The sequence below is a fragment of the Acetobacter tropicalis genome, from assembly GCF_001580915.1.
GTDB lineage: Bacteria > Pseudomonadota > Alphaproteobacteria > Acetobacterales > Acetobacteraceae > Acetobacter > Acetobacter tropicalis.
In genome coordinates this window covers 1-19172 of sequence record NZ_LHZQ01000170.1, presented here as the reverse complement: position 1 = coordinate 19172, position 19172 = coordinate 1, and the positions used below count along the sequence as shown (strand labels likewise).

The 19172-nt window shown below is 57.3% G+C and carries 16 protein-coding genes, 1 tRNA gene and 1 pseudogene; 10 read left to right on the top strand and 8 right to left on the bottom strand.

What is annotated here, in order from left to right; translation table 11 throughout:
• From AD944_RS03660 to AD944_RS03650, 3 genes are all read left to right on the top strand, one after another.
• The coding region (locus AD944_RS03660) for a hypothetical protein (protein ID WP_248845804.1) at window positions 1-274 on the top strand (274 nt) is incomplete at its 5' end.
• A gap of 913 nt (window positions 275-1187) precedes the next feature.
• Window positions 1188-1979 carry a hypothetical protein gene (locus tag AD944_RS03655; protein WP_052427150.1) on the top strand — a complete coding sequence of 264 codons (792 nt, stop codon included), beginning with the start codon at window positions 1188-1190 and terminating at the stop codon, window positions 1977-1979.
• 14 nt (window positions 1980-1993) lie between these two features.
• Entirely contained in the window at window positions 1994-2620 is a 627-nt protein-coding gene (locus AD944_RS03650) for an HNH endonuclease (RefSeq protein WP_052427149.1), read from the top strand.
• A 140-nt stretch (window positions 2621-2760) separates the two neighbouring features.
• On the opposite strand, the gene AD944_RS03645 is transcribed toward AD944_RS03650, so the two are convergent.
• The 4 genes from AD944_RS03645 to AD944_RS03630 all read right to left on the bottom strand — a co-directional run bounded on the left by AD944_RS03645 (window position 2761) and on the right by AD944_RS03630 (window position 7377).
• A complete protein-coding gene (locus tag AD944_RS03645) occupies window positions 2761-4338 on the bottom strand; it encodes a tyrosine-type recombinase/integrase (protein ID WP_045542155.1) in 1578 nt (525 codons plus the stop codon).
• 143 nt (window positions 4339-4481) lie between these two features.
• Window positions 4482-4555: transfer RNA gene (locus AD944_RS03640), tRNA-Gly, on the bottom strand.
• 65 nt (window positions 4556-4620) lie between these two features.
• Window positions 4621-6009 carry a DNA repair protein RadA gene (gene radA / locus AD944_RS03635; RefSeq protein WP_045542154.1) on the bottom strand — a complete coding sequence of 463 codons (1389 nt, stop codon included), beginning with the start codon at window positions 6007-6009 and terminating at the stop codon, window positions 4621-4623.
• A 54-nt stretch (window positions 6010-6063) separates the two neighbouring features.
• Window positions 6064-7377 (bottom strand): UDP-glucose dehydrogenase family protein, encoded by a 1314-nt coding sequence (locus tag AD944_RS03630; protein ID WP_035378140.1) that lies wholly within the window; start codon window positions 7375-7377, stop codon window positions 6064-6066.
• 296 nt (window positions 7378-7673) lie between these two features.
• Here AD944_RS03630 and AD944_RS03625 point away from each other — a divergent pair, with 296 nt between their 5' ends.
• From AD944_RS03625 to AD944_RS03615, 4 genes are all read left to right on the top strand, one after another.
• Window positions 7674-8459, top strand: a complete 786-nt coding sequence (locus tag AD944_RS03625; protein WP_035378138.1) for an MlaE family ABC transporter permease — start codon at window positions 7674-7676, stop codon at window positions 8457-8459.
• On the top strand, window positions 8456-9232 hold the full coding sequence (locus AD944_RS03620) for an ABC transporter ATP-binding protein (RefSeq protein WP_045542153.1): 777 nt from the start codon (window positions 8456-8458) through the stop codon (window positions 9230-9232). The genes AD944_RS03625 and AD944_RS03620 overlap by 4 nt, the downstream gene beginning before the upstream one ends.
• Window positions 9233-9361: 129 nt before the next feature.
• Complete coding sequence (locus tag AD944_RS17010) at window positions 9362-9505, top strand: hypothetical protein (RefSeq protein WP_166443760.1); 144 nt, start codon at window positions 9362-9364, stop codon at window positions 9503-9505.
• Between the two features lie 257 nt (window positions 9506-9762).
• Window positions 9763-12207: a DUF3772 domain-containing protein gene (locus AD944_RS03615; RefSeq protein ID WP_045542152.1), complete on the top strand. Its 2445-nt coding sequence runs from the start codon at window positions 9763-9765 to the stop codon at window positions 12205-12207.
• 111 nt (window positions 12208-12318) lie between these two features.
• Here AD944_RS03615 and AD944_RS03610 read toward each other — a convergent pair whose 3' ends face one another.
• From AD944_RS03610 to gmk, 4 genes are all read right to left on the bottom strand, one after another.
• Window positions 12319-13833, bottom strand: a complete 1515-nt coding sequence (locus tag AD944_RS03610) for a replicative DNA helicase (protein ID WP_006559781.1) — start codon at window positions 13831-13833, stop codon at window positions 12319-12321.
• 187 nt (window positions 13834-14020) lie between these two features.
• Window positions 14021-15220, bottom strand: coding sequence for an AGE family epimerase/isomerase (locus tag AD944_RS03605; protein WP_236709182.1), 1200 nt, complete (start codon window positions 15218-15220; stop codon window positions 14021-14023).
• On the bottom strand, window positions 15220-16653 hold the full coding sequence (rfaE1, locus tag AD944_RS03600; RefSeq protein ID WP_045542151.1) for a D-glycero-beta-D-manno-heptose-7-phosphate kinase: 1434 nt from the start codon (window positions 16651-16653) through the stop codon (window positions 15220-15222). The genes AD944_RS03605 and rfaE1 overlap by 1 nt, the downstream gene beginning before the upstream one ends.
• A gap of 5 nt (window positions 16654-16658) precedes the next feature.
• Window positions 16659-17252, bottom strand: coding sequence for a guanylate kinase (gmk, locus tag AD944_RS03595; RefSeq protein ID WP_006560273.1), 594 nt, complete (start codon window positions 17250-17252; stop codon window positions 16659-16661).
• Between gmk and AD944_RS17350 the strand changes: the two genes are divergently transcribed.
• The 3 genes and pseudogenes from AD944_RS17350 to AD944_RS03585 all read left to right on the top strand — a co-directional run.
• Complete coding sequence (locus tag AD944_RS17350) at window positions 17161-17433, top strand: hypothetical protein (RefSeq protein WP_231873645.1); 273 nt, start codon at window positions 17161-17163, stop codon at window positions 17431-17433. The two genes, gmk and AD944_RS17350, sit on opposite strands and share 92 nt — an antisense overlap.
• 10 nt (window positions 17434-17443) lie before the next feature.
• Entirely contained in the window at window positions 17444-18262 is an 819-nt protein-coding gene (locus AD944_RS03590) for an SDR family NAD(P)-dependent oxidoreductase (RefSeq protein ID WP_045542150.1), read from the top strand.
• 28 nt (window positions 18263-18290) lie between these two features.
• Window positions 18291-19133: pseudogene (locus AD944_RS03585) on the top strand (cytosine permease); the annotation flags it as partial.
• Window positions 19134-19172 lie beyond the last annotated feature (39 nt).

Here is a 19172-nt window from a genome sequence, read left to right as displayed (position 1 = left end):
CCCGATGTACAACCCTTCTGTGAGATTTCCGCGTCGAGAGTCTATCCAAAGCGAGAAAATGAACATGGCTACCTATTCGGACATTCAGGCATGGGTGAAAAAGGAATACGGATTTACTGCCAAAACCTGCTGGATTGCTCACATCTTGTCCGAGCATGGAAAGACCAGCCGCAAAGCACCCAATCGTCAGCATCCAGACAAACGAGTTCATCCGTGCCCTGACCACCGCCGTCCTCAAGTGGAAGAAGCATTGCGGCATTTCGGCAAAATCTGACTGAGGACCGCGCCACCACGCAGAGACTCACAGAAGCCCGCACAGCCCATGAGCATCCCTTCCGGCACAATGACACCAGCAAGACAGCACAGGCCACTCAGCGGGCAACCATGAGTCTCTTTTCACGGCTGAGGGCCGTCAATCGCTTCTGAGCGAAGCTAAGGCACGGCTGGGTCCCATTGCCGGTCCCTAAATTTCAAATTGGCTCAGGATTTCCAAATTCAGAATGAGGGTTAAAGCTGGCCCCGCTGGTGGTGTTGGACGCATAATGACTTCCAGCCTTTTCCAGCTTCGCCCAGCCGCCTCAGTGCCATCTTTGGGGTCGGGAGGTATCCGGTCCCGGCATCTGGTGGTCTGCATATAGAAGTATCTAGGGCCTGACTTGAACAGACAAGCTAATTCCGTAATCTTCCTTATATAATCAATAACAAATGAAAAATATAGTGAAATAGCTGCCCCTTTCGGAGAGACCCTCAGTATCCTTCAGGAGTCGCCACGGCGTAAAGGCTTCAGTAAGACTGCTGACCAAGATAATCACTTCATATAATGTTGTCAGGCAGCAGTAATGCTCATGCAGGCTATTTCCAGACCACAGAACTGGCAGGTGCCTGCATAGCCTAAAGACCCAGAAAGACTGCTGACCAAGATAATCTGATTATTGATATAATTTGGTCTGAATAAACAAGATCAGCTTCAAGACTACCGAGCAGAAACCTGTGAAGTCACCACCGAAGGTCAGTCTCACAGATGGCCTGCTCTATCATAACTTAAGAGGATCATTTTCCTGTTTAAGTAGAATTATAGCGTGGCAGAATGTTGTAAAACATTTCTACAAAGCCTAAGTGAGTCCGTGAAGTATCTGGAACAGCGTTCCGATCTTCTCTATCATAACTTAAGAGGATCATTTCACGGGATGGCATCCCATAAAACGGGCTTAGCCCGACCGAATGTCTCTGGTGAAGACCAGTTGCGCATTCGTTTCTCTATCAACGACATGCTTCTTGACGGCCCCTGTTCCCTCGAAACGGCTCAGAGCCGCTTATACAGAGACAACCCGGACGTCGTGAAGTATTACTACAAGATCGCCAAAGCTTCTTACGATCATTGGTCTGCGCCAGTTTATGACTACGGAAGTTCAAATCACAAGACTTCCCTTTATCAAGCGAAAGCGCAGCCTGACAGAAAGATGTTTGCCAATAAGTCCGCTAGCACGAGCCTATCCAAGGGCGTGACAGTGTCTGAGATGGCATCCGATCAAAGTCTGTGGTTGTCTGAAGGTGTTTCCGGCCCGTTACCATCTGAAGAAACAACCAGACGCCTGCTGATTCATCACGGCTGGCTAGAACTGGCTCCATACGGTCGAACCCAATCACGCTCACTAGCAACTGAGAAAACGATAAAAGGTGGCTACGGGCAGAATATCGACCCATCTGGTAAGCACAGTATCCGGTTGAGCGGAGGGGCGAGGAGTTTTCCTTTCCCTGTCTTCTGGAAAGAGCGACTGCCAGAAGTGGTGGCATCTCTTGGATGGCCCCAGATCATAAGTAGTGTGTCAGATTTTAAGCGGAAGCAGGACCGCCTATCATGGCTTCTGAATGACTACGCTTATCTCCCAACTCCTGCCCTGTCTGAACTCTCAGGCATGGGAACAGCAACAGTAAAGCGGGCAAAGGCGGCAATGGCCCCGTCCGCATCTATTCATTGAATTGAGAAAACAACATGACAAGACAAACAGCATCAGTCATCGACAGACTGAAAGACAAACTGAAAGAAACCCCAGCACCCTACGGCCTGCCAAGTCCCTGCCAGACATTCGGAGGGGCAAAAACCAATGACGGCCACGGCCAAATCTGGCTCAATGGAAAGGTGAAGTGTGCCCACCGGGTAGCATGGGAAGCCGAGCATGGGCCCATCCCGATTGACCAGAAAACCGGCAAGCCTTTCGTTATTCTCCACCTGTGCGACAACCCTGCCTGCTGCAATGTCGATCACATGACATTGGGAACCCCGACAGAGAACACTCAAGACAGCATTTCCAAGGGCAGACATAGACGCCCATCAGCGACCATGAACAAGCTGCACCGGGCTGTGGAACTGGCAGACGCAGGAAAGTCCACAACGGACATTGCTGACGAACTGAAGGTCAGTGAAGATGAAGCGAAACGCCTGCTTGCTTTCCATGCTGACGATGCCAGCCTCTATGCAGCCGAGAAGATTGCCCTTGGTCCTGATGCAGCAGAGGGAAAGAGACGTGTTCGGCTAACAGGGGAATATGAAGCCATTGTCTCAGTTCTGGGTATGCTGAACGAAGCACGGCACATTGATCAACTTGATTTGTGCGTTTGAGGGGCCGCTAGGCGATAGATTGTCCGTTCTCTGAAAACTAAATCGACCACAGGACGTGACAGAAGCCCACACAGACTCTTTCAGACCTTTCCGGCCCAACAGACCGGAGGGAACAGAGGGGCTCTGTGTGGGCTTTCAGGTTAGCAACTCAGGGCCTCTTTCACTCGCTCAGGCACCCCCTTGTCCACCATGCCCCGAATAGCCTCCGAATAGAGCAACCAGTCAAACCGCTTCGCTGCATATGTGTTAGCTGCCAGACGTTCTGACTTGTGCCCAATCAGGTGGTCACAAACCAATTCGGTGCAAGCTGCTGCCCCGTTAGCCAAAGCTGTTTCCATGAACGTGGCAAAGCATCGCCTTGTGCTGTGGAAGTCAGTTCCATTCTCCTCTTTACCCAATATCTGATGACGATAACGCAGGAAGTGCTTTGAGAACGTCCAGCCCCTCTTGTGGTCTGCTCCACCCGGAGGGCACTCAGGGAACAACGGTGCGTCTGGTTCACCTGTTCTCTTTGCGGCAATCAGTCTTCTTTCAATGATTGGCCTGACCAGAGGATGCAGAGGAATTGTCCTGACTGAATTGTCCGTCTTTGCCACGTCTCTGGTTATCGAAATGCCCCACAGTTCATCTTCCGGGTTATCAGGCACAACCACCCGGCCAACTGTGAGGCTGCACAGTTCATTCTGCCTTGCCCCTGTCAGCAAGCCCAGCCTGAACACGTCATGCAGCATCAGGGCCATTCTTGGGTCTCTGCTGTTTGGCTCACCTGTCAGCAGTGCCAGCATTTCTTGTTCGGTGAATGGCCGCTTTTCAGCATCAGGGGAAATGTCTCTCTTTGCCAACTTCTTCAGACCACGGGACATTCCAGCCCACGGGTTACTATCTGCTTCCCCTGCATCCACCAGCCACGTCCAGAAAGACCGCAAAGAAGAAAGATAGGCGTTTACCGTGTTGGCTGCTTTTCTATCCTCAATCCATTCACGGAAGCGCCTTGCCAGTTTCTTGTCCACCTTCTGAACAGGAAAAGACTTCAGGACAGGCCGAGAGGGCATCCCTTTTTCCGCTGCTTTGAACGGCCTTCCCTCCGACACAAACTGTTCAGAAGCCAGATACTCACCAAAGACGCTGAGAACGCGCTTGTGCCGGTCTATCAGTCCATTGGACACCGTCTTGCTTTCAGAAGCCAACCAACGGTCCAGCAGGGGTCCCAGAGGCGTTGCTGTGCCCTCCAGAGTGTCCATGAATGTGCTGAGATACTGATGCCCCTCTTCATCTGACAGGCTCTCTGCCACGTCCTCTGCCTGACTGGTCAACACATGGTGCAGGTGGTCCTGTTCATTGGTTGGCACGTTCTCATTCACTGTGCCGTCAGCATTTCTGTCTGGGGAATAAGCCGTGCTGGCTTCTGCAATGACCTTCTTGGCTGACAAGGCATCATTCACAGCCCGCTCTGCGACCGTGCGGGGCTTCCAGTCTCCCTCAAGAGGCCGCTTGCCTATGGCTGCCAGCTTCTCATTCACCTGAGAGCGTAAGGCTTCCAAAGCAGCCCCACGGCGCTGGATAGCTTCATTCTTGTCCCTTGTCTGAAGAGACATGATAGCATCCTGCTTGATGCCTGATTTCGTCTGATAGGCCAGCCCTACGTCCTGCCAGCGGTCACGGGGAATGGAAAGACGAGCAGACCACGTTCTGCCGCCTGTCAGCTTCAACCCAAACATATCAGAGTCCTTCTCGGTCGCCCTTGTGGTGATAGGGGGCTTCTTGAGCATGTGAAGGACTACCGCTGAACTACTACCAACACGGCATCAGTTGCTTCCGGCTGATGTTTGCAAGTCATTGTTTTCATTGGGAAAATTGCAGTTGGAGCGGATGAGGGGAATCGAACCCCCGTATGCAGCTTGGGAAGCTGCCGTTCTACCATTGAACTACATCCGCGTTCTGTGGCGCGCACTATAGCGATGCCCAGTGCCTCTGACAATCCGGTTTTTGACCTGCCAGATCTATTCAGCTTCCATTTCCGCGCTGATCAGGTCTGAAAGGTGCCCAATCTCGCGCAGGGCAAGCCCTTCTGGTGGTTTGCTGCGCGCACTGCCGCGCGCAATACGGCGGGGCAGCACGGCACGATCAAACCCCAATTTGGCGGCTTCTTTCAGGCGCGCATCTGCCTGCGCCACCTGCCGGATTTCTCCTGACAATCCCACTTCACCAAAATAGACTTCACCAGAACTGGTAGGCGCACCGCTGGCCGCGGAAATCAGGGCTGCCGCCACGGCAAGATCTGCCGCTGGCTCCGCCACTTTCAGGCCCCCGGCCACATTCAGATAGACATCCATACCGGAGAGTTTCAGGCCACAGCGTGTTTCCAGCACGGCCAGCAGCATGTTCAGCCTGCCACTATCCCACCCCACCACGGTCCGGCGGGGCGCGCCATCTCCACTTTTGGGAGAAAGCAGCGCCTGCACTTCAAGCAGTACGGGGCGCGTGCCCTCCAACCCGGCAAAAACGGCAGACCCGGCAATATTGCCGCGCCGCTCAGCCAGGAACAGGGCGGAAGGATTGCTCACTTCCTCAAGCCCTCTGTCCGTCATGGCAAACACGCCAATTTCATCCGTTGCGCCAAAACGGTTCTTCGCGGCGCGCAAAATACGGAACTGGTGCCCTCGGTCGCCTTCAAAATACATGACGGCATCCACCATGTGCTCCAGCACACGCGGGCCCGCCAACGCGCCTTCCTTGGTAACATGCCCGACCAGTATCAGGCTGAAGCCGCGGCGCTTGGCCAGACGGATGAGTTCAAACGCACAGGCCCGCACCTGAGAAACAGTGCCGGGGGCACTTTCCACCGTTTCAAGCCACATGGTCTGAATGGAATCGATTACCACCGCCCGCACATCAGGCTCGGCTTCCAATGTGGCCACAATATCCATCACATTGATGGACGCAGCCAGATCCAACGTGGCGGTGCCAACGCCAAGACGCAGAGCGCGCAGGCGAATCTGATCGACCGCTTCTTCGCCTGAAATATAGAGAACACGCTCGCCCTTGCCAGCCAGACGACACGCCGCCTGAAGCAGCAGCGTGGACTTGCCAATACCGGGGTCTCCCCCCACCAGCACGACCGAAGCCGGGACCAGTCCGCCCCCCAGCACGCGGTCAAGTTCCACAATACCGGTCTGGGTACGGGGCGGAGGAGCAGCCATGCCCTCCAACCCTTCAAGCTTCACCCGGCGCCCCTTGCCAGCCGCACGGGGTGAGGACGCCGCTAGAGGTTCAGCCGTTTCCTCCACCAGCGTGTTCCATTCTCCACACGCTTCGCACTGGCCGATCCATTTGGGATACACCGCCCCACAGGCCCGGCAGACAAACTGGCGGGACGGTTTTTTAGCCACGATGTTCTATCCTTGTTCTCATTCAGAATGATGTAAGGCTAAAACATCCAAGGCTCAAGGGCGACCAACAGACTCGTAGGTCAGGCCCGCCGCCCGCATGGCGGCCGGATCAAAAATATTGCGCAGATCAACAATCACACCATTGCGCATCCGCTTGGCCAGTTCTGCCGGAGAGAGCGCGCGGAACATGTTCCATTCCGTCAGCACCACCAGCACATCGGCACCTTCTGCTACTTCCAGCGCATCGGTGCAGTACACCACATCCTGCGGCAGAAGCGGCTTGGCGGCAGCCATGCCAACAGGATCATACGCGCGGATCGTTGCGCCCGCTTCTGCCAGACGATGCAGAATCGGGATGGAGGCAGATTCGCGCATGTCGTCTGTCTCGGGTTTGAAAGTCAGCCCCAGCACGCCAACCGTCTTGCCTGCAACGGACCCACCACACGCAGCCGCAATACGCCCGGCCATACCTGCCTTACGGGCTTCATTCACCTGTACGGTGGTTTCTACCAAGCGGCATGCACTATGCGCTTCCTGAGCAATGCGGGAGAGCGCCAGCGTATCCTTGGGGAAGCAGGAGCCACCGTACCCCGGACCGGGCTGCAGAAAATCCCGGCCAATACGCTTGTCCATGCCCATGCCCCGGGCAAGATCATGCACATTCGCACCCAGTTTTTCGCACAGATCCGCCATTTCATTGATGAAGGAAATCTTCATGGCAAGAAAGGAATTGGACGCGTATTTGGTCAGTTCCGCTGTTTCCAGCCCTGTGAACAACAGCGGCGCTTCAACCACGGAAAGCGGACGATACACCTGCCGCAGCACTTGTTCCGCCCGGCTGGCCCGTTCCGGCTGACGCTGATCAAGCCCGATAATCACCCGGTCAGGCCGCATGAAATCCCCAATAGCATTGCCTTCGCGCAGGAATTCCGGGTTGGAAGCCACATCAAAATCGGCATCAGGGCGCGTCTGGCGAATAATTTCCGCAATCCGGCGGCTGGTGCCCACGGGCACGGTGGATTTCGTGACAATTACCGCATAGCCCGTCAGGGCTTCCGCAATCTGGCGCGCAGCAGCGTGCACGTATTGAAGGTCCGCAGCGCCGTCCCCATTCCGGGGCGGTGTGCCAACGGCAATGAACACCGCTTCCGCCCCGGTCACCGCCTGGGCAATATCATCCCCAAATGTCAGACGCCCAGCCTGACTGTTAGAGGACACAAGTGCATCCAACCCCGGTTCGTAGATGGGAATACGGCCATCCCGCAGGGCGGACAGTCGCGCCGGATTGGTTTCAACAATGGAAACATTGATGCCGAATTCGGCAAAACACGCTCCGGATACAAGCCCGACATATCCGCCGCCGATCATGGCTATGCGCACTTTCTGTCCTCCCGCCTTCTGACTTTTGCCGCCCCTAACCCTTACCAGATTTATGGGGAGGCATATTTTCTGTGCCACACCAATGCCCTCACACGCCGCGCCCTGCAATGGGGCAGCCCTGCAATAGGCACGTTTTGCGTACGCTTTATGGCCTTCTTTCTTGGCTAAACGGAGAAGGACGAGGCTGAAAACAGACTTCAGACTTTGACGCACCCCCCATTGTCAGGCTACGGCAGCTAGAACGTGCCTTGACACTCGCCAACAGGAGCGGACAACCAGACCGAATGGATATGTTGCTCAATCTCGTGGCCGGACTGGGTCGCGGCACCCTTGCCTTGATACGGGCTGCGGGCTCTTTGGCTCTGTTCGCGCTTGAAGGCCTTTCCCACATTGTGCGCCCTCCATTTTACGGGCGCGTCTTTCTGGGCGCTTTTCTGGAAACCGGCTTTTTCTCGCTGCCCGTGGTAGCGCTGACAGCCCTGTTTTCAGGCGGTGTTATTGCGCTGCAATCCTATACTGGGTTTGCGCAGTATCATGTGCAAAGCGCCATTGCTGGAATTGTGGTGCTGGCCGTAACCCGTGAACTCGGCCCCGTTCTGGCGGGCCTGATGGTAGCGGGCCGCGTAGGGGCCGCCATGGCAGCACAGATTGGCACCATGCGCGTCACAGATCAGATTGACGCCCTGACCACCCTCTCCACCAACCCCATGAAATATCTGGTGGCCCCACGCCTGCTGGCGGGCCTGATTGCCCTGCCTCTGCTGGTGCTGGTGGCGGATGTTCTGGGGGTTGCTGGCGGTTTTACCGTATGTGTCATGAAGCTGGGCTTCTCCCCCAACGCCTATATCACCTCTACCCTGAACTCCCTGAAAGCTATTGATGTCACGGTCGGGCTGGTCAAGGCCGCATTGTTCGGGTTCCTGATTGCGCTGATGGGCTGCTACTACGGCTACAACAGCAAGGGCGGCGCAGAAGGCGTTGGCTCCGCCACAACAGCGGCGGTGGTTGTGGCCTCCATTCTGTTGCTGGCCTTTGATTACCTCCTGACAGATCTGTTTTTCTCACAATGAGCGCGAACCTTCCCAAGATCCGCATCCGCGATCTGCACAAATCCTTCGGCACCAAAAAAGTGCTGGATGGCGTCAATCTGGACGTGGCGCAGGGCACATCCTTTGTCATCATCGGCGGGTCTGGCAGCGGGAAATCCGTGCTGCTGCGCTGCATTCTGGGCCTGATCATTCCCGATTCCGGCACCATTGAGATTGATGGCGAAAACATTCTCACTGCCACGGACAAACGCCGGGAAGCTCTGCGCGGTGAAATTGGCATGCTTTTCCAGAACGCAGCCCTGTTTGACAGTCTGCCGGTGTGGGAGAACGTGACCTTCGGCCTGCTGGCCCGCAAGCGGCTCAAGCGCCCACAGGCGCGGGACCATGCCGGGTCTATTCTGGCACAGGTGGGGCTGGACCCTTCCGTGGGTGATCTCTACCCCTCCGAACTTTCTGGTGGGATGCAGAAGCGCGTGGGGCTTGCCCGCGCCATTGCCGCAACGCCGGACATTCTGTTCTTTGATGAACCCACCACCGGGCTGGACCCGATCATGGGCGCGGTCATTGATGGCCTGATTGTGGACTGCGTGAAAAAGCTGGGCTCCACCGCCATTGCCATCACGCATGACATGGCGTCTGCCCAACGGATCGGGGATGAAGCCGCCATGCTCTACAAGGGGCAGTTGATCTGGCAGGGACCAGCCTCGTCCCTCATGCACAGCGGCAACGCCATGGTGGACCAGTTTACCCATGGTCGCCGGGAAGGCCCCATCACCATGGAATTGCGTAAATAAGGGGGCCTTCTTTCTGCCTTCTTCCAAGGCCCTTCCATAGATTTTCTTTCGCTTTTTTATCGTGCCTGCTTGCCCGCCTTCCTTGCGAATGAGATAGAAGCAGGAACAGATCCTTTCAGGAAAGAGACCATGAAACACGCGGTTATGATGCTGGTATGTGCTTTTGCGCTCTCAGCCTGTGGCATGTTCAAAAGCGAACCCAAGCACCTGACCACCCCGGCCCAGTGGGAAAAATACGGCTATCACGATCATCTGCACAGCAACCATAAATAAGCAGGTTTTTTAAGAGCGTTTCTGTTCTTTTACCCTGCTCGCCTTTGGCATCTTCTCTTTCCCGCACCCCGCTCAAGAATGGGAACGGGCTTTGGAAAAGCAGGGCCTTTTTCCTGCTCATTCGCCCGCTGCCAACGCTGATTCTGAGGTATTCCATAGCGTTATCCGCTTTTTTCACCTTATGAGAGCGCAACCCCCTTGTTGGCTGCCACGTTTGGCAAGGGAGTATTGTGTGTGGTGAGGTGTAGAGAAGACTGATGATCATCAAGCCGTTTCGTGCGTTTTTTCCTGCTCTTGCCGTCCTGCTTCTGGGGCTGGCAGTCTCTCCTCTTCCTTTTCCTACACAGGCCTGGGCGGCGGAGGCTGATACCAAACAGGCCTCTCAGCCCGCCACACCGGCTACTCCCCTTATCTCGGATATTTCCGCCGTCGCCACGGATGCCACGCTGGATCAGATCAATAACGAGATCCGGAGCATCTATCAGGACAGCCTGAAAAACTACTCAAAGGGCGAAAACGCAGCCGTTTTTGCATCTCTTCTCAAACGCGCCTCCACTGTTTCAGCCCGCACAGACGCACTGCTTGCCAAGATTAAACCGTACGAGTCCGTATATCAGAGTTTTCTGGATATTCTGGGGAAGCCCCCCGCCAAGGATGCACCGCCTGAGGCAGCTTCCATCACGGAGCAGCGCAGGGCTCTGACGGCCAAGCAGCGCGATATTTCCGGACGGATTACGCGGCTGAAACTCTACCAGCTTGAGGCCCAGCAACTGGTGGATGAACTGCGCCAGCACGGCACGGCCATTCAGCAGGCCACCCTTACCCAACGTTTCCCCTCTCCTCTGGGCATCACGTTCTGGACCCAACTTATTGCCACATCCGGGGATGATGTGGACCGCCTTACCAGCCTTGCGCAGGAAGGAAGTGCGGTTCTGGTTGAAGCCTTCCGGGGCACCCATGCCCTCTGGACCTTAGGCGGCCTGATTTCAGGCGGCCTCCTGCTGACACTTTATTTTTTCTGCCATAATCCGGTGCGCATGCTGGTAGCCCGGTTTCTGCCCACGGGCCGCATCCGCCCGATCGCCGCTACTGTTGTGTGTGCCGCTATCAGTGTTGCCGCATGGGCTTTTGCCTTCCGTATTGTGTGGGGCACCATTGCGCTCAATAATCCGGCGTTGGGGGAAGATCTGGATACACTGGCCGATATGGTGGCCACTCAGGTGCCCCTGTGCGGCTTTGTTATTGAACTGGGCATCAGCCTGCTGGCCAGCAAGCCGGAATGGCGGGTGTTTCCCATGCCGGACAAGGTTGCACACAATCTGCGGCTGTTTCCCATCTGGTTTGCCGTTGCGCTGATTGTGCGCGGTATCCTGCGCTATGTGGACACCAAAAGCGGCCTGAGCATTCTGCCAGTACAGTTGCTGGACGGACTTTACACGCTGGCAGTCAGCCCGCTGCTGTTTGCCATTCCCCGCCAACTGCGCATTTCCGCAGAAGAAGGTTCGGGTAGCCACCCCACGGTGGCACCTTTCCTGCGCACGGTTGCCATGACCATCTGTATTATCTGCTGGCTGGCCGTTCTTTCTGGCTATATTCCGTTGGCTTACACCATTATTTCCTGGGTTTCGGTCATGGCCATCACCATGACAGGCCTGCTGCTCCTGGCCCTTCTGGCTACTGCTCTGGGCAGCAGCGTTTTTCCATCCCATGGCCCAATCGGGCAGCATCTGGTGCAACTTGGCCTCGCCGCCCGGCTGGTGGATCAGGCCAGTGTTGTCGTTCCGGGGTTGATCAGCGTGTTTCTGCTGGTTGTGGCGTTTTCCGTGGCAACGGCTGGTGCGGATTTTGACCCGGCTCAGGTCGGCAACCGCATTCTGTATGTCTTTCGGGGGCAAAACGGCACAAGCACGGCGGAAGGCAGTTTCCACATCTCGCTGGATACCATCCTACTGTGTGCGATTTTGCCGATCATTGGGCACTACGCCATCCGCACTCTTAAAAACTGGTTCCGGCAGCGCTTCTTCCCAACCACCCGGCTGGATATCGGGGCGCAGGCCTCCATCCTGAGCATCATTACCTATTCCGCATGGATTCTGGTGGGGCTGAGCATAGCGTCTGCCCTTGGTGTCACCATGAAGAGCATGACATGGGTGGTCAGCGCCCTCTCCGTGGGGATTGGTTTTGGCCTGCAATCCATTGTGCAGAACTTTGTCTCTGGCATTATCCTGATGGCCGAACGCCCCGTCTCCATTGGGGATGTGGTGGATATTGCCGGCGCCCATGGTGAGGTTGCCCGTATCAGCGTGCGATCCACCAACATCAAGCTGGCGGACGGCTCCACCATGATTGTGCCGAACTCCCAGTTCATAACCTCTGCCGTGCGCAACGCCACGCGAGCTGAAAAACCGGGCGTGTTTACCGTCACCCTTCAGCTACCGTTTGCCTCTGATCTGCAAAAAGCCATGGATGTGGTGGTGGCCACACTTGCCGCCTGCAAAAATGTTGACCCGCAACTGGCCCCGACCGCAAGCATCTCATCCGTAACAGATGGCTCAGCATTACTGACCGGCACGGCCCGCGCCCGCTCGGGGCTGGATACGGCTGCCGTACGGAGTGAAGCGCTGTATGATCTGTGGCAGGCGTTTCAGGAACACCAAATTCCCATATCGATGCCCGCTTCTCTTGCCTTACCCAAAAGCTGACAAAAAAGCCGGGCCTTCTGAGCCCGGCTTTTTCTTTCCAGTTTCCACAAACAGGTCATGATACGGCAACAGGTCTGGACTGAGAGCATGTGCACTCTCCCATACCATTAATTACCGAATCTGATCTTCGTGAATGGTATCCAGATCTGTAAAGCGTGTGTATTCGCCTTCAAAATACAGATGTACGGTGCCGGTGGGCCCGTGTCTCTGTTTTTCCAGAATCAATTCTGCCTTGTTATGCACCAGCCCCATCTTGCGCTGCCAGTCATCAAGGGCCGCTGAGTATTTATCCATGGAATCGAAGGCCGTTTCCTTGGGCATGCGCTGCTGCAGATAATATTCATCACGATAGACAAACATCACGGCATCGGCGTCCTGCTCGATCGAGCCGGATTCACGCAAGTCAGACAACATGGGGCGCTTGTCTTCCCGGCTTTCCACCTGACGCGAGAGCTGGGAAAGTGCGATAACCGGCACTTCCAGTTCCTTTGCAATGGCTTTCAGCCCCTGCGTGATCATCGAGATTTCCAGCACGCGGCTTTCAGGGCGCGTTCCCACGGAAGGACGCATCAACTGAAGGTAATCGACCACCACAAGGCTTAGGCCCTTGGTCCGCTTCAATCGGCGGCAGCGTGTCCGCATGGCGGAAAGGGAAATGGCCGGTGTATCATCAATCACCAGCGGAAGGCGCGCCAGTTCGCGGCTCACACGCACAAACCGGTCAAACTCCTTCTGCCCAATATCACCACGACGGATACGTTCGCTGGAAACCTCGGACTGTTCTGACAGAATACGGGCGGCAAGCTGTTCCGCCGACATTTCCAGCGAGAAAATGGCAACGGCCCCTTTGGGCTGCACCCCCGGCCCTTTATCCTCGGCATCCTGCATCAGAGCGCGTGCAGCAGAGAACGCAATCTTGGTGGCCAGCGCCGTCTTCCCCATGGCGGGACGGCCGGCGAGAATCAGAAGATCAGAGGGGTGCAGACCGCCGGTTTTCTTATCAAAATCACGCAGGCCGGAGGTCAGGCCGGAGACGTGTCCTTCGTTCTTGAACGCCTGCTCCGCCGTATGAATGGCGTTGGCCAGCGCACGGTCAAAACCGACAAAACCGCCATCCTGCCCTTTTTCAGTTGCCAGCCGGAAAAGCGCTTCTTCCCCTGCCGCAATCTGGTCCGGGCCCGACAGATCAGACGTTGCACCGAAGGCGTTGTTGACCACGCCCTCGCCAATATCAATCAGTTGCCGCCGAATCCAAGCATCATGAATGGCGCGCCCATAATCCCCGGCATTGATGATCCCCACCATGGAGGTCAGCAGCTTGCCCATATAGGCCATGCCACCCACCTCGGAGAGGATACCCGAGTTTTCCAGCTCTGCCCGCAAAGTAACCGGGTCTGCCAGCTGACCATTTTCAATGCGGCGGGCAATGGCATCATAAATGCGGCCATTCACCTCGTTGGCGAAATGTGCGCCGGTCAGAAAATCAGACACGCGATCATACGCGCGGTTGTTGGTCAGCAACGCGCCAAGCAGCGCCTGCTCCGCTTCAAGGTTGGCAGGCGGCTGGCGAAGAGAGAGCGACAGGAGCGTTTCGTCTTCCGGCCGCGCGGGGGCTGTTTTGGTCATACTCACGCCGTTGGTTCTAACAGGTCTTCATTATGACGTCTGCATACGTTGTGGCAGCTTTCACGCCACACAAGGGGGTTTGTTTCCGCACCCAGAGTCAGGCGATGCCGGACTTAAATATCGTAAGGGCTATCAGGCCTCTCATCAGTGCGCTCACTTGATCACAGTCCCCCACCGCCTCCCCACTTCACAAGCGAGAAGCCGCCTGATCAAGAGCCTCAAATGCGGTGACGATATGGTAGAGTGAACTGGTTGGGATGGCCGTTACGGCGGGCTGGCTTGCCGCGTCCAACTGGTCCAGCCACGTACCCTCCGGGCAGCCGATGAAATAGCGGGTCAGCAGAGTGTCCGCCATCCGGGCCGCCAAATGATCTGCGGTGTCCTGCGGGTTGACGGTCAACACGCCACGCAGAGCCTCCCCCTGCACCCACAGACGGGAAGAGGCTTTCAGGACTGCCCCATCCCGGCCTATGCCGTCATACGCAAAAGCGGTGTGAACATTCACCCCATGCTGCAGCGCAAACGCGTAGAGGCGCTGACTTTGGTGCGCTGTCTGCACCCCGCTCAACCGTGTGTATTCATGCAGCAGCCATACCCATTCAAAATGATGGCCGGGCTCCACCCAGTTTCCGGCTTCTCCCAGGGCGGGTTGCCAGTTCTCCGTAAAAAACTCCCCCAATATGCCTGTTTCAGCATCCTGAAAGCGGATGCTGAACAACGCATACAGATCATACGCCATTACCAGATCTGCCGTGTCCCGGGTGGTCTCATACAAGGCCAGAACGGCTTCCAGCAGATGCATATGGGGGTTCTGCTGACGGGGGGCGTCCTTTTGCGGCAACGTATTGAAAAAGCCACCAGTAGGCGTACCCATATGGGCCTGAATCCAGCACAGGGTCTCCCGTGCCAACGCCACGGCATGACCGCTCTTGTCCAGTCTGCCGTACCACGCCAGAGCAAACACCACGAAAGCGAGATCATACAGATCCGCTGTGGCATCCAGCACGCTTCCCTCCGGCGTCAGGCGGCACACCCAACCTCCATCTGGGGTGCGTGCTTTCAGCAGAAAGTCGAAAATCCCTGCTGCGCACGCCTCCGCCTGCTTCCAGCCCCGCAAACTGGCCCATGAAAACACAAAAAGCTGCCGGGCCTGCACGCGCACGCGCTTGAAAGGGGGCAATGCAGGCACACCGGCCAGAGTCAGACTTTCCTGTGCTCCCCGCATGGCCGGGTGGCTCGGCGTTCCATCACAGCCGGTTGTGGCCCAGAACGGCAAAGCCTGCTCAAACAGCCAGCGCTGAAAACGGTCCCGCACCATCTGCAAAGCAGTCCCTTGCCCGGAAAAAACGGACGAACCGAAGGGGGCTCTTTGAAGACCCTGCGGCATCACGTACCGCGAATCCGGCTAATGGTGGATGTTGTGGAATGGCCCTGTGCCAGATCCGCCAGCACCAGCCTGCCTCCGGCGGCGGTGACCACATCGGCCCCCACCACGTCTTCCGGTTTGTAGTCCGCACCTTTGATCAACACATCCGGCATCAGCGCCTTGATGGTTTCCAGAGGTGTGTCTTCCTCAAACGCCACAACTGCGTCTACATACCGTACGGCAGCCATCACCCGCGCACGGGAATCCAGCGTGTTGACGGGGCGTTCCGGCCCTTTCAGGCGGCTGATGCTGGCATCCGTGTTCAGGGCCACCACCAGTCTGTCACACGCAGCACGGGCTTCCGCCAGCAGGCTGACATGGCCGGGGTGCAGAATATCAAAGCAGCCATTGGTGAACCCCACCTTCAACCCACGCGCCTGCCAACGCTGAACCTGTGCCCGCGCCGCTGCCAGCGGCAACAGATGAGGGGCTTCATCAGGGCCGGACTGTTCATCCAGTTCATGCAGCACTTCCTGAATATCCGCCGTGGCAGTACCCAGTTTGCCCACCACAACCCCTGCGGCGGCATTGGCCACACGCATGGCCTGCTCAAACGAGAGGCCGGAGCCAACCGCCAGCGCCATGGTGGCAATCACCGTATCCCCAGCACCGGAGACATCAAACACTTCCCGCGCGCGGGTGGGAATGGAGACAACCGCGCCATTCCGCTGCACCAGCATCATGCCTTTTTCAGAACGCGTGGCCAGAATGGCGTCGGCTTCCGCGTCCGCCATCACCTTGCGGGCTGCAGCTTCCACCATCGCCTCGGTTTCCACCGGCAGACCTGAAGCCTCAGCCAGTTCACGGGCATTGGGGGTAATGCAGGTGGCCCCGCAATAGAGGCGATAATCTGATGATTTTGGGTCCACAAACACCGGAATATTCCGGGCCTTTGCGGCACGGAACACGGTTTCCAGCACCTGCGGGCTGCAAACCCCTTTGCCGTAATCAGACACCACAACGGCCTGCACGCCTTCAATACGTGCTTCAAGAGCCGCGCATAAATCCGCGGCTTCGCTCGCCTGCAAAGGCAGACGGCTTTCCTCGTCCGTCCGCACCACCTGCTGATGGGCGGCTATGAACCGGGTTTTGCAGATTGTGGGCCGACTGGTGGTGCTCACGGTGGCATCCACCACATTCGGGCGTGCCGCCAGAGCGCTCCTTAACAGCCCTCCGGCCTCATCATTCCCCACCAGCCCCACCAGAATGGCACGGCCACCCAATGCCGTTACGTTGCTGGCTACGTTCCCGGCCCCGCCAGCCATTTCCCGCCGCTTGTCCAGCAACAGAACTGGCACCGGCGCTTCTGGCGAAATGCGCTCCATGCTGCCGTATAAAAAACGGTCCAGCATCACATCGCCAACACACAGAATGGAAACAGCCGAAAAATCCATCAGGCTCAGGCTCCAAACGTCCCTACAAATTCTTCCAGCCCGGTTTGCCGCCGGGTTTTCAGGCGTCCGGCTGTCAGAATGGCGCGGGCTTCAAAAATGGCACGGTCCAGATCCTTGTTCACCACCACATGATCAAATTCGTGCCAGTGGGAAATTTCATCACGCGCGGCCGCCATACGCCGGGCAATTTCATCCGGATGGTCAGACGCACGGGAGGTCAGGCGGCGCTCCAGTTCTTCCAGCGATGGTGGCAGCACAAACAGGCTGACAACGTCATCCGGCAATGCCTGACGCACCTGCTGGTGGCCCTGCCAGTCTATATCGAACACCATGTCCTGCCCTGCAGCCAGCGCTTCCTCTACGGGAGCGCGGGGCGTGCCATAGCCACGGCCAAACACAATGGCCCATTCCAGCAACTGGCCCGTTGCTGCCATTTCCTCGAACTGCTCCATGGTGCGAAAGTGGTAATGCACGCCTTCCTTCTCACCTGGCCGTGGCTGGCGCGTCGTGACGGAAACGGAGTGGCGCAACTGGGGCTCGGAGGCCCGCAAGGCGTTGGCAATGGTCGATTTTCCTGCCCCGGACGGAGCGGAAATCACAAAACAGACTCCGCGCCGTTTCAACCTCGCCCCTGCTTCAGACGTTCTGCCCTGCACCATACCGCGTTCCAACTCCCGTGTTGCTCACCCGCCAGCAAACGCTTGGGAAAGCATGGCCTTGGCCGCCATGCATGCCCGCTTTGCCCTGTGGCGTGCAGCCCTTCTAACAGTCTCGCGTTAAGAGAGCGACCATGAAACATAATACCGTTCTGATAACCGGAGCCTCCTCCGGCCTCGGGCGCTCACTGGCCCTCACTCTGGCACGGCCCGGACGCATGCTGCATCTGGGCGGACGGAATGAGACACGGCTGATGGAAACCGCCCGGCAGTGCATCTCGCGCGGAGCAGGTGTGGACATCGCACGATGCGATGTCGCCGACCGGCAGACCATGGCGGAGTGGGTGAAAAGCACCGGGCAGCTTGATCTGGTATTGGCCTGTGCAGGCATTACCGGGGGCACCCGCAAGCCCGAAACCCCGGATGATGCCCCTTACGAGCCTGACGAGCAGGTACGACGCTTTTTTGCCACCAATATGGATGGCGTTCTGAACACTGTTCTGCCCTCCATGGCGTTGATGCGCCGCCAGCCCCGTGCGGCGGATGGCATGCGCGGGCGAATCTGCGCCATTTCCTCCGTTGCGGGACTGGTCTCTTATCCCGGCACGCCGTCCTATGGCGCGGCGAAGGCGGCAGTTGACCGGTTTATGGTGGCCACGGGCGGGAATATGAAGCAGGCAGGTATTCTGTGTTCGTCCGTGGTGTGCGGGTTCCTCAACACCCCCATGACGGCGCAAAACCGCTTCCCCATGCCGGGCATGACAGATGTGGATAACGCCAGCCGCCGTATTCTGCGTGGCCTGCGCCGCAACGAAAGACGCATTGTTTTTCCATTATGGCTTGCAGCCGGGTCCAGATTTATGGACCTTCTGCCTATACGGCTGGCGGAAGCCTATTACACCCATCAGCCCACCGGGGCTGCGGGCACCATGCCAGAGCCGGACCTGTCATGACCCTTTTAGCCTGAGGACCCTCCCCGGCATGAACCATCAGTCCACCCCCGTTTCCGCTTCTTCTCCCGGTGGCCTGATGGAAGAGCTTTCAGCCGCATCCGTGCGCGAACCCGTGCCCGCTGCACTGAAGACCATGAAGATGGACCGTGTCTTCTGGAGCCATTTTTCCCCCAACCTCGGCCCCGGCGGCTGGGTGACGGGGGCGTTGCTCACCAGCATGGGGCTGGATTTCAAGACCGGGGTGCTCGCCATTGTGCTCGGCAACATAATCGGGGCGCTACCAGTTGCCCTTGCCGCCGCCATTGGCCCCGCCATGGGGCTGACACAGATGGAGGCCTCCCGCCGGGCGCTGGGGCAGATTGGTATCCGCCCTCCTGCCTTTCTGAACTGGATCTATTGCGTCGGGTGGGATGCGGTAAATAACGTGCCCGCCGCCACAGCCCTGATGGCGCTGTTGCTGCTGGGCGGCATTTCCTCCCCTTTCTGGCTGGCTCTTGGTGTTCTGGCTGCAACCCAGATGGTGGCCTCCATTTACGGGCACCACGTTGTGCAGCTTTTGCAGAAATATCTGGGCGGGGTACTGCTGATCACCTTTGCCCTGATGGGCATTACGCTGGCGGTGGAAGGGACGGCCCCCATAGCGGCCCATCATCCCGTAAGCTGGCAGACTTTTCTGCTGGCCACAGGCGTTCTTGTCAGCTTCAATCTGTCTTGGGCATCGTATTCTTCTGATTACACGCGGTATCTGCCTGCGTCTTCCAGTCCGAAAAGAGTGGTGCTTCTGGCGTTGGCGGGACTTCTGGGTTCCGCCATACCGTTCCAGATTCTGGGTTTACTTACGGCGGGCAGCGTGGCGGACCCATCGCCCACTGTTCGTCCGTGGTGTGCGGGTTCCTCAACACCCCCATGA